The organism is Oscillospiraceae bacterium CM (assembly GCA_022870705.1).
Classification (GTDB): Bacteria; Bacillota; Clostridia; order Oscillospirales; family Oscillospiraceae; genus Sporobacter.
This window is the reverse complement of sequence record CP072107.1, coordinates 1,433,434-1,449,167: the sequence shown is the minus strand read 5'-3', so window position 1 is coordinate 1,449,167 and position 15,734 is coordinate 1,433,434. Positions and strand designations below refer to the sequence as shown.

At 54.4% G+C, this 15,734-nt stretch carries 15 protein-coding genes; 14 read left to right on the top strand and 1 reads right to left on the bottom strand.

Features of this window, described 5'->3' with window-relative positions; all coding sequences use genetic code 11:
* Nucleotides 1–21: 21 nt before the first annotated feature.
* The 14 genes from IZU99_07165 (at nt 22) to IZU99_07100 (ending at nt 14,656) form a co-directional block, all read left to right on the top strand.
* Nucleotides 22–1,134: an aminotransferase class I/II-fold pyridoxal phosphate-dependent enzyme gene (locus tag IZU99_07165; protein ID UOO37048.1), complete on the top strand. Its 1,113-nt coding sequence runs from the start codon at nt 22–24 to the stop codon at nt 1,132–1,134.
* Between the two features lie 22 nt (nt 1,135–1,156).
* On the top strand, nt 1,157–1,849 hold the full coding sequence (locus IZU99_07160; GenBank protein UOO37047.1) for a sugar transferase: 693 nt from the start codon (nt 1,157–1,159) through the stop codon (nt 1,847–1,849).
* Between the two features lie 15 nt (nt 1,850–1,864).
* Nucleotides 1,865–2,875: a GNAT family N-acetyltransferase gene (locus IZU99_07155; GenBank protein UOO37046.1), complete on the top strand. Its 1,011-nt coding sequence runs from the start codon at nt 1,865–1,867 to the stop codon at nt 2,873–2,875.
* The gene (locus IZU99_07150; GenBank protein ID UOO38781.1) at nt 2,872–3,984 is read left to right on the top strand and encodes a glycosyltransferase family 4 protein; all 1,113 of its coding nucleotides are present in this window, start codon (nt 2,872–2,874) and stop codon (nt 3,982–3,984) included. The genes IZU99_07155 and IZU99_07150 overlap by 4 nt, the downstream gene beginning before the upstream one ends.
* Complete coding sequence (locus IZU99_07145; GenBank protein ID UOO37045.1) at nt 3,984–5,096, top strand: glycosyltransferase family 1 protein; 1,113 nt, start codon at nt 3,984–3,986, stop codon at nt 5,094–5,096. The genes IZU99_07150 and IZU99_07145 overlap by 1 nt, the downstream gene beginning before the upstream one ends.
* An 18-nt stretch (nt 5,097–5,114) precedes the next feature.
* Complete coding sequence (locus IZU99_07140; protein UOO37044.1) at nt 5,115–6,320, top strand: hypothetical protein; 1,206 nt, start codon at nt 5,115–5,117, stop codon at nt 6,318–6,320.
* The gene (locus IZU99_07135; GenBank protein UOO37043.1) at nt 6,317–7,861 is read left to right on the top strand and encodes a hypothetical protein; all 1,545 of its coding nucleotides are present in this window, start codon (nt 6,317–6,319) and stop codon (nt 7,859–7,861) included. Before IZU99_07140 ends, IZU99_07135 begins: the two co-directional genes overlap by 4 nt.
* Nucleotides 7,858–8,901 carry an acyltransferase family protein gene (locus IZU99_07130; GenBank protein ID UOO37042.1) on the top strand — a complete coding sequence of 348 codons (1,044 nt, stop codon included), beginning with the start codon at nt 7,858–7,860 and terminating at the stop codon, nt 8,899–8,901. Before IZU99_07135 ends, IZU99_07130 begins: the two co-directional genes overlap by 4 nt.
* A gap of 33 nt (nt 8,902–8,934) precedes the next feature.
* Nucleotides 8,935–9,672 (top strand): DUF2334 domain-containing protein, encoded by a 738-nt coding sequence (locus tag IZU99_07125; protein UOO37041.1) that lies wholly within the window; start codon nt 8,935–8,937, stop codon nt 9,670–9,672.
* 14 nt (nt 9,673–9,686) lie between these two features.
* Complete coding sequence (locus IZU99_07120; GenBank protein UOO37040.1) at nt 9,687–10,766, top strand: glycosyltransferase family 4 protein; 1,080 nt, start codon at nt 9,687–9,689, stop codon at nt 10,764–10,766.
* Between the two features lie 61 nt (nt 10,767–10,827).
* The gene (locus IZU99_07115) at nt 10,828–11,844 is read left to right on the top strand and encodes a kinase (protein ID UOO37039.1); all 1,017 of its coding nucleotides are present in this window, start codon (nt 10,828–10,830) and stop codon (nt 11,842–11,844) included.
* Between the two features lie 70 nt (nt 11,845–11,914).
* Nucleotides 11,915–12,490 carry an SIS domain-containing protein gene (locus IZU99_07110; protein ID UOO38780.1) on the top strand — a complete coding sequence of 192 codons (576 nt, stop codon included), beginning with the start codon at nt 11,915–11,917 and terminating at the stop codon, nt 12,488–12,490.
* 30 nt (nt 12,491–12,520) lie between these two features.
* A complete protein-coding gene (locus tag IZU99_07105) occupies nt 12,521–13,756 on the top strand; it encodes an HAD-IIIA family hydrolase (protein UOO37038.1) in 1,236 nt (411 codons plus the stop codon).
* 123 nt (nt 13,757–13,879) lie between these two features.
* Nucleotides 13,880–14,656, top strand: coding sequence for a hypothetical protein (locus tag IZU99_07100; protein ID UOO37037.1), 777 nt, complete (start codon nt 13,880–13,882; stop codon nt 14,654–14,656).
* 260 nt (nt 14,657–14,916) lie between these two features.
* Here IZU99_07100 and IZU99_07095 read toward each other — a convergent pair whose 3' ends face one another.
* Nucleotides 14,917–15,627: a hypothetical protein gene (locus tag IZU99_07095; protein ID UOO37036.1), complete on the bottom strand. Its 711-nt coding sequence runs from the start codon at nt 15,625–15,627 to the stop codon at nt 14,917–14,919.
* Nucleotides 15,628–15,734 lie beyond the last annotated feature (107 nt).

The window sequence follows — 15,734 nt, the reverse complement described above, 5'->3', positions numbered from 1 at the left end:
TAAATAATAGAGATGAAAACAATGCAGAAAAGAATTTATCTCGCCGCCCCCCATATGAGTGACGCGGGTTACGAGCAGGCATTTGTGCGCGAGGCATTTGAGACGAACTGGATCGCCCCGCTCGGCGCAAATGTTGACGGCTTTGAGCGTGAACTCGCCGAGATGGTTGGCGCACGGCACGCCGCCGCGCTCTCCTCCGGGACGGCGGCCATCCATATGGCCCTTTTGGCCGCGGGCGTTGCTCGCGGCGATACGGTCGTCTGTCAGAGCCTGACATTTGCCGCATCGGCAAACCCCATTATCTACCTCGGCGCTGTCCCGGTCTTTGTCGACAGCAGCCGGGATACGTGGAACCTCGACCCCGAGGCGCTCGAGACAGCTTTGAAGAAATACAAGCCAAAGGCCGTCATCGCGGTTCATCTCTACGGCTTGTCCGCCGATATCGACGCCATCGCCGCCCTCTGCCGCCGCTATCACGCCACGCTGATTGAAGACGCGGCTGAAAGCCTCGGAACGCTTTATAAAGGCCGTCACACCGGCACGTTCGGTGATTTTGGCGTTTACTCGTTTAACGGTAATAAAATTATTACAACGTCGGGCGGTGGTATGGTCGTGTCCGACAAGGAAGAGCGTATTAATAAAATCAAGTTCTGGGCCACGCAGTCACGCGATCCGGCACGTCATTACCAGCACAGCGAGCTGGGGTATAATTATCGGCTCAGCAATGTTCTTGCCGGCATTGGCCGCGGCCAGCTCAAGGTGCTCGACAGCCGCGTCGGTCAAAAGCGGGCAATTTATGGCCGCTATCAAAAAGCGCTCGCCGGGCTCGAGGGCGTTGCCTTTATGCCGGATAACGCATGGGACTATAGTAACCGCTGGCTCTCGTGTCTGACGCTCGGCGGCCCCGTGCGCCCGGCAGAAATTATCGAAGCGCTTGAGCGGGAAAACATTGAAAGCCGCCCCATCTGGAAGCCGCTGCACTGCCAGCCGTTTTACAAAGCGTGTGACATGGTCGGCGGCGCTGTCGCCGAGTCGATCTTTAACAATGGCGTCTGCCTGCCGAGCGATACGCGCATGACGGTGCCGGAGCAGGACCGCGTGATTAATATCATCAGAGACTTATGGCGCGCCTGACAAGGCGCGTTGCGGAGATGGCATGAAAAAATACGTTTACATAAAATATTCGCTCGACTGGCTCCTTGCCGCCGTCCTGCTTGTCTTGACGGGCTGGCTCCAGCTGCTCCTCGCGCTTGTCATCAAGCTGGACGATCCGTCATCGCCCGTTATGTATAACGCCACGCGCATTGGCAAGGACTTAAAGCCGTTTAAAATGTACAAGTTCCGAACGATGAAGCCCCTTTACGAGGGCGCGGGCCGCGTTGAGGCGGCTTCTTTAACGGCACCGGGTCGCTTCCTGCGCCGGACAAGTCTTGACGAACTGCCCCAGCTTTTCAACATCCTGCGCGGTGAGATGAGCTTTATCGGCCCGCGCCCCCTCATCTTACGCTATGTGCCGTGGTATACGAAGCGGCAGAACAGCCGCCACGATGTCAGGCCGGGGCTTACGGGCCTTGCGCAGGTCAACGGGCGCGTCAACTGCGCGTGGGACAAGCGCTTTGCGTATGATGCCGACTATGTTGACAATATGTCATTAGCTCTCGATATTAATATTCTGTTTGCAACCGTTTTCAAAACACTGCGCGGGGACGACGCGCTGGTGACCGATGACGGTGAGAGCTTCGATTACTTTGATGATTTTCAGCGCGACCAGCTCAGGCGCGGCCTTGTCCGCGCGTCCGACTTAGCACATGAGCAGACGTCGGAAGCGGCGGTCGCCGCGTTCAAATAACTGCCGGGAGGCTTTATGGAACATCTGCCCGATATTTACTTCACGCCTGAATACGGCCGCCTGTATGAGACGCACGAGGGCGGCGTGTTCGAGAGCTTTGAGCATCAAACGCCGGACGGCACCGTCTACTTTCAGTTTCTCAGGCGGCCGCTCACAGGCTTTCAGGGCTTTGAGCGGTATGGGGACATTACAACGCCGTACGGCTACGGTGGGCCGGTCATCCTCGGCACCGTATCGGACAAAAAAAGGCTTGCCCAATCATTTGCCGCCGCCTTCCGGGAATACTGTCTCGATCATCAAATCGTCGCGTCATTTATCCGCTTTCACCCTGTCGTCAATAATGCCGCAGATTTCACACAGGCGTTTGATACGGTCATCCCCCTCCGAAAAACGGTTGCCATCGACTTGACAAAGGATATTTTTAATGAGGAATTTGAGCAGACAGTGCGCAACAGCTACCGCCATGCCGCCGAGCGCGGCCTCTCTATTCAGTTTGACAGCGCACTGGAAACAATGGGTGACTTTACGCGGCTGTATTATGATTTGATGGCCTCAAAGCAGACGAGCGCGTATTACTTTTTTCCGCCGTCGTACTTCGAAGCGCTCAAAGGCCTCCACGGCCGGGTGGAGCTCGTCAACGCCCTAATTGACGGCGAGATTGTCGCCAGCGTTTTATACCTAAAGTACCATCCCTATATCCACACACATCTGACGACGACGACGTCGGCAGGCAATAAAACGAGAGCCATCGGTTTTATCAAGTCTGCTCGTGCCTTGCGCGCCAAAGAGGAGGGCTATCTCCTCAACCATCTTGGCGGCGGTTTTTCAAACAGCCCGGACGATTCGCTCTTTCATTTCAAAAGTCGGTTTTCTAATAGTCCGCCGTACGATTTTTGCGTTGGTAAAAGCATTTACGATCAAAAGACGTATGACGCGCTCGTCGCCGCCGCCGCCCGACATGGAGAAGCGGCTGACGCGGGGTATTTCCCCCTCTACCGCGCGCCGCGCCTGAAAGGATCGTCATAATGAGGATACTCATATTAGCAAATGCCGACAGCGGTCTTTACCGCTTCCGCTACGAGCTGCTTTGCGAGCTGGCCCGGCAGGGGCACGAGCTTGTCGCCGGGCTCCCGAACGGCCCTTTTGTCCCGAAGCTGGAAGCCGTCGGTTGCCGCGTTATCGAAACGCCGCTCAACCGCCGCGGTAAAAATCCGCTCAGCGAGCTGAAGCTTCTGCTGACTTATGGGGCCATCGTCAAAGAAACGAAGCCGGACGTGGTTCTGACATATACTGTCAAGCCGAACGTCTACGGCGGAATTGTCTGCCGTCTTCTGGGCGTGCCTTACCTCGTCAACATCACGGGGCTCGGTGCGTCTATTGAAAAAGGCGGCCCGCTGCGCCGCTTGATGCTCGCCTTATACCGAACGGCGCTCAAACGCGCTGCTTGTGTCTTTTTTCAAAATCAGGATAACCTTATGTTCATGGCGCGGCATCGCGTTTTAACGCAGCAACACCGCCGACTCATCCCCGGCTCCGGTGTCAACACGGCACAGTATGGGTTGCTCGGCTATCCCGACGGCGAGACGATCAACTTTCTATTCATCGGCCGTATCATGGCGGAGAAGGGAATAGGAGAGTATCTTGAAGCGGCGGAAGAGATCAAGGCGCGCTACCCAAACACGGCCTTTCACATTTTGGGGGCTTGTGTAGAGGATTTTGAGGAAAAACTGCGCGCACTCATCGCGCGTGGGGTGATTATCTATCATGGCGTGCAGGACGATGTCCGCCTTTTTCATAAAAATTCTCACGCCACAATTCACCCCTCCTACTGGGAGGGGATGAGCAACGTGCTTTTAGAGACGGCGGCATGCGGTCGGCCGATCCTTTGTAGCGACATTGGCGGCTGCCGCGAAATCGTTGACGACGGCGTCAGCGGCTTTCTGTTTGAACGCCGGAACAGCCGGGCGCTGATTGATGCCGTTGAGCGCTTTTTAACGCTTGATAACACAGAGCGGCGTCAAATGGGCCTAAACGGCCGCGCGCGTGTCCTGAAACAGTTTGACAGGCGGCTTGTCATCGCGGCTTATATCGAAGAAATCGACAGGATTAAAAGTGAAACGACAGGGAGAAAATAATGTCTTCAACATATCGTATTTTGCATGTTCTCGGCAGCCTTGACAGGGGCGGCGCCGAGACGATGGTCATGAACCTTTACCGTCGGCTTGACAGAGACCGCTTCCAGTTTGATTTTGTCGTCTGCGCCGACCAAAAGGGCGATTATGCCGACGAGATCAAATCGCTCGGTGGCAGAGTCTTTCTTCTGCCGCGCTTTTGCGTTAAAAATATTTTCACGTATTTCAGGGCATGGCATCAGTTTTTCACCGCCCATCCCGAATACAGCCTCATCCACGGCCACCAGCGCTCCGTGGCGGCCTTCTATCTCGCCACCGCGCGCCAGTATGGCCTCATCACTGTGGCGCACAGCCACAGCACATCGTCCGGCCGCGGTGTCTCAGCGCTCGTTAAATCGCTGCTGCAGCGGCCAATTCGCAAACGGGCCGACTATCTATTTGCCTGCTCCGAAAAGGCTGGTGTTTGGCTTTTTGGTGACAAGGCCGTCCGTAAAGACAACTTTTTCATTCTTCCAAACGCTGTCGACACGCAGGAATTTGCATATGATGCAGACCTCCGTCGCCGCGCCCGAAGTGCTCTCGGTATGGAAGACGCGCTTGTCGTCGGTCATGTCGGCTCTTTTATCCCTGTCAAAAACCACGCGTTTTTAATCGACACGTTCGAAGCGGTGCACCGTCAAAACAGCCGGGCAAAGCTCTTGCTTGTAGGCGGCGGGCCGCTCGAAGCAGCCGTTAAAAAGCGCGCGGCCGACAAGGGACTGTCAGGCCACATCATTTTTACCGGTGTGCGGCATGATCTGCCGGCGCTGTATATGGCGATGGATGTCTTTGTACTGCCGTCCTTGTGGGAGGGCGTCCCGCTTACGGCTATTGAGGCGCAGTGTGCCGGTCTTCAATGCGTTCTGTCCGATACAATTGCTGAGGATGCCGCCGTCACGAGCCACTGTTCATTCGTACCGCTCTCCCGTGGGGCGGACGTCTGGGCTGCGAAAATTCTCGCGGGCGCCAGTGAACGGCAGGATCTGTCGGAAGCGGTGCGCGCGTCTGGCTATGATATCGCGGACACCGTTCGCTGGCTGGAAAAATTTTATTTAAGCGCGCTGAAAAAGCTGTAGCACAGCAGGGGGGCCGTCATGAACAAAGCCGCGCGGCTCAATGGATTTGAGCTTTTTAAATACGGCGTCTTGGCGCTCATGCCGATTCTCGGCGCCTATAAAGGCATCTTGGTGTTCAATTTGGGCACGGTATTGTTGCTGTTTGTATTGGTTGTCGATGTGCTCGTCAAACGCGGCCGCGTCCTGCTCAATTTAAAGCTCTTGCTGGTTATCGTCACGCTGGCCGTCCTCAACATCGTCACCGGCCTGCTTCATATGCGCACACTGCCGCTTACGGGCGTCATGAATAACAGCTTGGACATGCTTGTTACGGCCATCCTCTGCGCATATTTTATTCACAGCGAAATTGTTGATCGTGATGTTTTTTACCGCTTTTTGCAGGTGGTGGCTCTTGCCTGTGCTGCTTTTCTATGCGTTCAGTATTTTCTGTATACGCGCGGCATTATCTTAACAGGCCTTGTCGTCCCGGCTATTGAGCCGAGCCTGCTGGAGGCATATCCGTCAATCGCCATTACATACGGGCGGCCGAATTCCGTTTTTCTCGAACCGGCCTATTTTGCCATTTACGTTCTGCCCGTTTACGCCTTGTCTCTCAACCGCAAAAAGTACCTGACGGCCATTTTTCTGCTCGTGACGCTCTATTTGTCGACAAGTACGACGGGCGTCGCCGCCGCGATCGTCATTTCCCTCATCTTCATCGTGCGGAAAAAAGAGATTCCCATTATTGTCAAATGGGTGCTTTTTCTCATTGGGCTTGCCGTCCTCGTCATGAATGTTTCCGCCTTTGCCGATGTGAAGGTGTTTGAAAAGCTGCGGTTTTCCAATTTGAAGGATAACATCCGCGTTTTCGGCTCGCTGCAGTATTTCCGCTATTTCGGTGTGAAGGAGATTTTGTTCGGTGCTGGTCTTAATCAGCTGGCTGGCTACGTCAAATCCGTCTCGACAGAAATCATCGGCAACGGGACAAACGCCTTGTTCTTCAGCTTTTTCAGTTTCGGCGTCGTGGGTGGGCTTCTTTGGAACACCTATTTGGCAAGCCTTTTCAAGGTCAGCCGGAACAAGGTTTTGTTTCTTGTTTTAATCCTTATCTATTTGACAGACCAGATTCTCTTTAACCGTCACCTGTTTTATCTGCTGCTCCTGCTCTTCGTGTTTGCCGACCGGGAGACGGACGGCGCAGCCGAACCGATTCAAGCCGCGCCGGAAGGCGGTGACGCCTCGTGAGAACGCGCAAATCGCTCCGCAACGTCGTCGTGACGCTGCTTCTCCAGGCACTGACAATTCTGGTCACTTTTTTTACGCGGCAGTATTTCATCCGCAACCTGGGGGCCGATTATCTCGGCCTGAATGGTGTTTTTTCAAACGTCCTATCTATTCTCGCCATGTCGGAAATGGGCTTTGCAACAGCCTTTCTCGTCGTCCTCTTCCGCCCGATCGCCGAAAAGGACGAGGCGCGTATCCGTGCGCTGATGGGCTATTTCCGGCGTCTTTATAACAGGGTCGGCCTATTTATCTTTTTTGCCGGGCTTGCCGTCATTCCGGCGTTCCCGCTTTTTGTGCATTCGCCGATTCCGGGGCGCGACGTTACGGTATATTACATGCTCTATCTCGCCGCCATGTCGGCCACCTATTTTTTCTCCTACAACAAAACATTGCTGGTGGCGTATCAGGACAAGTATTTAACGGCTGTCATCGCGTATCTCGTCTACATTTTTTTAAACGCGCTGCAGGTCACCTTGCTCATCCTCTATCATAATTATTATCTGTACCTGACGGCGCTCTTGCTGTGCAACCTGCTCGAGGGCGTTGTCGTGACGCTTGTCACACGCAAAAAACACCCCTATATGAAAGCGCAGGCGCGCGAGACAGTCGACGGCGAGACGAAAAAATCGATTTCAAAAAGTGTCCGGGCACTGTTCCTGCATGGACTCGGCGGGGCCGCCGTCAGCGGAACGGACAATATTATTATTGCCGCCTTTGTCAGCGTCGTGGCGGTCGGCTTTTATTCAAATTACAATCTCGTCCTCATCGCGCTGTCGACCATTATCGGTCAGGCGTTTGCCGCGCTCACGGCGAGTGTCGGCGACCTGAGCGTGACGGACAATCAAAAGCGCATGTATGAAGTGTACGGTATCGGGCTTTATTTAAATGCCCTCGTCGTCATCACCGCAACGGTGATTTTGTATTTCGTCATCGACGATTTTGTGGCGCTCTGGGCGGGCGCTTCATACGTGCTCGACAGGGCGACGGTCGTCGTCATTCTCGTGTGTTTTCTCTTAAACGGCATGCGGCGCATTACCATGTCGTTCCGTGACAGTCAGGGACTTTTCTGGCATGACCGTTATAAGCCGCTTGTTGAGGCTGCCGTCAATCTTGTTTTATCCGTCGTGCTGGCCATCCGTTTCGGCATCGTCGGCGTCTTTCTTGGGACGCTTGGAAGCCTTTTGGTGACAAGCTTTTGGGTCGAGCCGTATATTCTGTATAAGCATGGTTTTCACAGGCCGTTTGTTGACTACTTCAAGCGCTATTTGCTTTATCTTGCCCTCGGCGCCCTCGCGTTTATCCCGCTTGTATTTCTTGACGAGGCGCTCGGCCCTGGCGGGACGTATCTGGTGATTATCGGGAAAAGCGCACTTTACGGTACTATAACAGCCGCCATTTTCGTTCTCGGAACGATTCGGTCGGATGCGTTTGCCGGCCTTCAAAAGATCGTTCGCGGTTTTGTCGCGAGCAGACTTCAAAAAGGGCAGGGGGGCGTGTCGTGACGGAGGTATCGGGTGGCGTGCAGCCAAATGCCCGGCATCACCGTGTCGGGTTTGACCTGCTGAAATTTCTGCTGGCGCTGCTTGTCGTCGCCCGCCACGCCGTTCAGGGCGCATACCCGGCGTCGTCGGCTGCCTGGCTTTTTGTTGTCGAATGGCTGTCAAACCTTGCCGTCCCGTGCTTTTTCATCATTTCCGGTTCTTTGCTCTTCGGCCGCGCGGATGTAACGGCGGCAACCGTTAAAAAATATCTTCGGCGGATCCTGCGTCTATATGCGCTCTGGTCGCTTCTTTATCTGCCCTTCACCGTTTACGGCTGGCTTTCCGGCGGCAGGCCGATGTGGGAAAACCTGCTCCAGTATGCCCAACAGCTCGTCTTCGCCAGTGACATTGTCCAGCTGTGGTATCTGCCGGCGCTTTTCTTTGCCGTTGCCGCGCTGGCGCTATTGTTAAAGCTTGGGATCAGCCGCCGGGCCATTCTCCTGATGGCTTTCGTGCTGCTGCTGATCGGCGCAATTGGTGACAGCCCGGCCCTTCTTGCGCGGTTTCCCGATGCCGAGAGGTTTTTTAACGCTTACAACGCTGTCTTTCTCACAACGCGCAACGGCCTGTTTTACGGGCTTTTCTACACAGCCCTCGGAATGCGTCTCGGCCAAACGGCAGCAAGGTGCCGGACGGCGGTGCTTGCCGCTATTTTTGCCGTGTCGCTCGCCGTCATGTTCGTGGAAGCTTCGGTGCTGCACAGCGTGAACATGCTGGTGTCGGCTGTCCCAGCCGCCTGGGCGCTTGTCCGCCTTTGTGAGCGGGTACCGGCCATAATCAATCGGGGCTGGGCCGTCTTGCTGCGTATGGCCTCCTCGCTCATTTATTACGATCACATCCTCGCTGTGATAGCCCTCACGCTCTTATGGCGTTTGATAGGCGTATCGCCAAATGGCGAGGCGGCTGTTTTGGCTGCTGTGACAGTCTCGGCGCTTGTTTCGCTTGCGGCTGTCGCCCTATCACGCCGCCGCGCGTTCCGCTGGCTGCGCGCCTTTGTCTGACGATGCTGCCTTGACGTGATTGGAGGAGGTTCTATGCGCGTTACCTTTCGAATAGACGACGTCTCACCTTATATGGTGTGGGAGAACTTTCACCGTCTCGTGGACATGATGATAAAGCACGATATCCGCCCGCTCCTCGGCGTCATACCCGACAATCAGGATCCCGCGCTTTTGCGCCTTGCGCATAACAGCGGCGGCTGGGACGAAATCCGCCTTCTTCAAGAACGCGGCTTTTGTATCGCGCAGCACGGGGCGCGCCACGTGTATACAACGCAAAACACCGGCCGCCTCGGCATCAACGCCTACAGCGAATTTGCGGGCCTATCCTATGACAGGCAGCATGCGCTCTTATCAGAGGGGCAGCGGATTCTCACAGGCCTCGGGCTTCAGACGGATATCTTTATGGCCCCGGCGCATTCGTATGACGATACGACGCTCCGTGCCCTTCATGCTCTCGGTTTCCGCTATGTGACGGACGGCTACGGTCTGTTTCCTTATATGCGTCAAGGCCTTAAGTGCATCCCATGCCAGACATCGAAGCCGCTTAAAGCCCCCGCGGGCCTTGTCACCGTCTGCCTCCACCCAAACACAACGCCGCCGGAAAGCTTTGACGCGCTGGACCGCTGGCTCTCCGAGAACAAAAGTCTTACGTGTAGCTTTGATGCGGCACGCGATTTCCCGACACACACCGTCCTCGGTCTCGGGACTGAAAAAATCGTTCTCCTGCTGCGCCGCGCCGCCCGCCGTCAGGCTGGCTTGCATCCCAACTAGGAAAGAGAAGGCTCATGAATACAATCGTTTTATTCACCTCCAACTTTAAGGGCGGCATCGTTCAGCTGTCTGTGACGCTCGCGGAAAAGCTGACGCGCCTCGGTTATGAGGTGACGCTTTTCCTGCCAGACACAGCAGACGATGTCCCGGCGCCCGTTTTTACCATCGAACGCTACAGACGCTTTAAAAACATTTTGCCGAACAATACGCCGAGTGCGCGCGTGGCCGCGCGGATTGCCCACAAAAAGCCGGGCCTCGTCGTCTTCTGCGACGAGGGGATTATCTCCGCGCAGACGCTCTGCGCCCTGAAAGGCCGGTGGCGGACGGTATTTGTCTTGCACGATGTGTCGCCGCATCCGGAAACACTGAGGCTTTTAGACTGGCTCAAGCAGCGCTTTGAGCTGTACAGCCGTAAGCATGCGCTGCGTGCCGCCGGTCGCGTTGTCCTCCTGTCTGAAAACAGCCTGCGCCTCTTTGACAGACTTTATGCCCCCTTTGCCGACAAAGCGCTGCTAATGCCGCTCGGCGCGCATCTGCCGGACGCCGCGCCGAAAAAGCCGCAGGAACTGGTACAGACGGGCGGCTATTATCTCTTTTTCGGCCGCATCAGCCGCTATAAGGGCATTGTCAATCTCTTGCGCGCGTATGACCGCGTCGGTGAAAAACTGTCCGTTCCCCTTGTTGTGGCGGGCAGCGGCCGGCTCGAGCCGGAGGAGGCCGAGCGCGCCCGGCAAAATAACAGCGTTTTTCTGATCAACCGATTTATAGAAGACGGCGAGATGCTCTGGCTTGTTCAAAACGCACGTGCCGTCGTCCTCCCGTATATCGAGGCCTCGCAGAGCGGGGTTCTGCCGATTGCGTACGCCTTCGGCGTTCCCGTTATTGCCGCCGATGTCGCAGGGCTGCGTGAAGTTGTCGTTGACGGGGAGACCGGCCTCATAGCGCGCGGCGACGCGGCGCTGGATGACGCGCTTCTGCGCCTTCAGGACGATGGCCTCCGTACCCGTCTCTCACAAGGCGCCCGGCTATTTTTTGAACAGCACCTCAATTGGGAAGAAAATCTTAAAAGCCTGCTCGGCGGGCTCAAACTTTAAACCGCGGCAGGGTGCATAATCAGCGTTACGCATCTTGACGAATGGGAAGGGGCTTTTCTATATGATCATCACACAAACGCCGTTTCGGATGTCCTTTTTTGGCGGCGGCACCGATTTCCCTGATTTTTACCGGGAGCACGGCGGGTGCGTTCTGTCAACAACGTTTGATAAATACTGCTACGTCACGGTGCGCCATCTGCCGCGCTTTTTTGAGTACGCCACCGAGGTGTCCTACTCACAGATTGAACGCGTATCAACGGCCGACGAGCTGCATCATCCCGCCGTTCGCGAGGCGATGAAATTTCTCGATATTCACGAAATCCGACTGACGTATGAGGCCGATCTGCCCGCTCGCACCGGCCTTGGCACGAGCAGCGCCTTCGCGGTTGGGATGCTCAATGCCTTTTACGCATTGAAGGGGAAGTATGCCGACCGGAAAAAGCTGGCCGACGAAGCCATTTTTTTAGAGCGCGTCCTTTGCGCTGAAAGCGGCGGCGAGCAGGACCAGATCGCCACATCGTTCGGCGGTTTCAATCGTATTGACTTTGCCGCGGACGGCTACACCGTGAGCCCTGTCATTGTCTCACCGGCGCGGAAAAAGGCGCTCCATGAGAACCTGATGCTTTTTTTCACCGGCTTCTCGCGGGATTCTTTTGCCATCCAGCAATCAACGCAGGCGCATTTGAAAGACAAAACGCCTGAGCTTCTGGAAATGCTCGGCCTCGTTGACGCGGCGGAGAAAATTCTCACGTCCGAGGGGGACCTTGATGATTTCGGCCGCCTGCTGGATGTGGGCTGGCAGCTCAAGCGCGGCCTCAACAGCCGCATTTCAAGCGACTTTATCGATGTCGTTTACGAGACGGCGAAAAGATCCGGTGCCCTTGGCGGCAAGCTTTTGGGGGCAGGCGGCGGCGGTTTTGTGCTCTTGTATGTTGAAAAGGACAGGCAACAGGCCGTAAAAGACGCGCTGGAGCAGCTCTTATACGTCCCGTTTGACTTTGAAAACGGCGGGTCGCGCGTCCTCTTCTACGCGCCGGAGCCGTATGATGCGCGTGACGACGCTGAAGGGGGAACTTGATATGAAAGAGACAACGACAGCACTTATAGACGCGCTCCTTGGCGAAACACCGGCGCTTACGTCCTGCCGCATGCCGCTTCTGAAGGCCGTTGAAGCGGCGGCTGATGCCTTTAAAAGCGGCGGGAAGCTCCTCGTCTGCGGCAACGGCGGCAGCGCGGCGGATGCCCAGCATATTGTCGGCGAGCTGATGAAGTCGTTCGTGCTCCCAAGAACGCTTACCCCGGGCGAGCGCGAGTTGCTTCAAAACGCCTGCCCCCATGGCGCCTACCTTGCCGCGGGGCTCCAGCGGGCGCTGCCCGCCGTTTCCCTCGTCGGCGAGACATCGCTTATTACGGCCTGCGCCAACGATAACGGGGCTGACCTCGTCTTTGCCCAGCAGGTGTTTGGCTACGGCAGACGGGGAGACGTGCTGCTTGCCTTAACAACGTCGGGCTGCTCGCAAAACGTCCTCTACGCCTGCGAGGTCGCGGCGGCACTGGGGATGACTGTGATCGCCTTTACCGGTGAAACGGGCGGCTTTGCCCGCGAAATCGCGCATATTCTGGTCAACGTCCCCGCGCAGGACGCCTTCCGTGTTCAAAACCTGCATACACCGGCGTACCACCTGTTTTGTCTGGCCGTTGAAAACGAACTGTTCGGCGCCTGACCGACAAGCGTTTATATAGAGAGGTTTACAATGAAAGCTGTTATCATGGCCGGCGGAAAGGGCACGCGCATCGCATCCCTGCAGCCGGACGTACCGAAGCCGATGATCCGAATTCTCCAAAAGCCAATCCTTGAGCACCAGCTGGCCGCGTTAAAACGCGAGGGCATCACGGAAATCATCCTCGTTATCGGCCACCTTGGGCGCGTCATCCGCGACTATTTCGGCACCGGAGACTTCTTTGGCGTCACGATTACTTATCTTGAGGAAGAAGAGCCCCTCGGTACGGCAGGCGCGCTGTTTCTTTTAAAAGACACGCTGACAGACGATTTTCTCCTCATAAACGGGGATATCGTTTTCGATATGAATCTGCAGCGCTTTTTATCGTTTCACCGCGCAAAAGGCGGCGCGGCGACGCTATTCACACATCCGAACGACCACCCCTATGACAGCGGCCTTGTCATTGCCGACGACAGCGGTGCCGTTCAAGCCTGGCTACACCGGGAGGATGCGCGGGGCGACTGCCCCAACCGGGTCAACGCGGGCATCCACATCCTGTCCCCCCGTGCGCTCACAGGTCTCACAGTGCTTAAAAAAACAGACCTGGACCGTGACGTGCTCGCCCCGCTGATTAGAGAAGGCGCGCTGTTTGCTTACGCATCTACCGAATACGCCAAGGATATGGGCACGCCCGAGCGCTTCGAGCAGGTCACGCGCGACATGCAGCGCGGCCTCATTGCGGCCCGGAATCTCCGAAACAGTCAAAAAGCCGTTTTTTTAGACCGCGACGGGACGATTAACAGTGCCGCCGGGTACGTCACACAACCCGATGCGCTCGTGCTGCTGGACGGTGCGGCCGAAGCGATCCGAAAAATTAATCAAAGCGGGTATCTCGCCATCCTTGTGACGAATCAACCCGTCGTCGCACGCGGCGACGTGACGGATGAGGGCCTTCACGCCATTCATAACCGTCTGGAAACGCTTTTGGGCCGACAAGGCGCGTATCTTGACGCCATCTATTACTGCCCGCACCATCCCGATGCCGGGTTTGCGGGGGAGGTACCGGCGCTGAAAATCGACTGCGCCTGCCGCAAGCCGAAGCCGGGTATGCTTTTAAAGGCCGCCGAGGATTATCATATCGACCTTCGGCGCTCTTATATGATCGGCGACGGCCCGCGCGACGTGGCGGCTGGGCAGGCCGTTAGCTGCCAAACGCTGCAAGTCGGTGACGGCATGAGCCTTTTAGACGCCGTCGGCGTCATTTTGTAACGCGCGTAACCCGTTTTGTCTTTCTGCGCCGACCCGCCTGTCATTCTGAGCACAGCGAAGAATCTTTCATATCAGTGTACAGAAGTTTCCTTAGGAATAGAGATATAAGCAAAAGGAGCTTTTATGGTCGATACGATTTACCGCAAGTGCGGACTGAAAATCAACACGCTCTGGTTTTGCAATGACGCACAGAGCGCCGCGCGGAATAGCCACGGTGACCTTGTGTTTTTACACGGCATCGATACATATGATTATCCCGGCTGCCTTTTTTGCCTGCAGTACTCGCTGATTACTGATTTAACACAGCCTCAGGAGGCGCTTTTTGATCGCATGGTGCATGGCTATAAGCGCCAGATCCGCAAGGCCGAAAAAGACGGCGTGAAGTTCAGGGTCATAACATCACGCGATATGGCAGCGGAGCCCGGCGTTCTGGATGAATTCAAACGTCAGTTTAAAATATTTACTAACCTCAAGGGCATCGACATCCGACTCAACGACAGTGCCTTAAAGAGCTATCAAAAAAACGGCAGCCTCGTGCTCACGATGGCATACCGCGGTGAGGACGTGTTTGCCCAGCATCTGTACGTCACGGACGGCGCGTCGGCCCGCTGCCTCCACTCCGTTTCGAATTTCAGGCTTCCGGCGTTAGACCGCAACACCATTGGCATGGCCAACAAATTTCTCCACTGGTGCGACATGTGCTATTTCAAAGAGCGCGGCAGCCGGTCGTTCGATTGGGGCGGCGTCACAAGCGTCACCGCGCCTAATGGCGTTGACACCTTTAAGCTTGGTTTCGGCGGTGTGCCGAAGAGTTACTATCAGGTCATTATCGGGAAAAGCCTGCTCGGCAAAATCGCCGTTTGCTGCCGCAAACTCAAGCGGGAAAGATTTTATTCCTAAGTTCCGCAGCAACATCGGAATAATATGAGATATAACATTTTTTTACTTAACTATAAAAATATATATTGACATAATATTACAAAATGTGTATATTATTATCAGAATAATTTTGAAAAGAAATACTTGGTTATACTTTTAGACGAGCTCCTAACCATAGTGTCCTGAAAGAACTCAATTTAAGTTCAGTTTATAGCTAATCCTCAAGTGCCAGAATAGCGAAAAGGTAGGCCCACAAGCCCACCTTCTCACTATTATGGTTTTTAGATTGTACTCCAAGTTTTAGTTCCCAAATTATGTATCTCTGTCAAAACGTTGCTCGGATTATAGACATATAGATATGTTGTGTAACCGCTACTGTTAGGCACCTTATATATTACGTAAGAATAATTCAAAAGCGGTTGGTTTTGAATGTTTTTTGTACTTGGGGTTGTAGGCAACACCTCATTCATTGTTATAACAGCATTTAAAGTAGTTGAAAGTCCTTTTGTAAGAAGCGCATCTAACATTACCCCAAAACCAAATTGGAACACTTTACCAACTGCATTTCCTTTATTATAATTATTAATTGCTTCTTGTGTCCAAGTAAACTTATCAGACGTTAACATTGAATAAAATCTGTTGATGATAACAACCGAGCTTGAAATATATGCCGTTCTTGAGCTACGCACATGAACGGTATAAGACCCTACTAACTTTCCGACAGGCAAAATCATTGTTCTAGTCATCCATGTAGTATTAGGATTGTATTCGGAATACCCGCTATATTGAGAGATACTCCCACCAGTTTTATTTGCTGTTACCATTAGACGATCAAGTGGAGGAATACTGACAGTTATGCTGAAATAACCATATGCCGGATTTGATGAAGCCGTGATCAAATTACTGCCAGCTGCGCTTGTAATACTGAAGCATAAGCTGCACAACGTTGTAAAGACAAGGAACATCGTTAAAGATTTTTTTAGCGCTTTCATAAGTATTCCCTTTCATTTTAAGATGGTTAAATAATGCTAGTTAATAGCAGGAAAACAAATATATTTTGATTTATGAGTAGATATATTGACTTAAAACCATGGTTTTA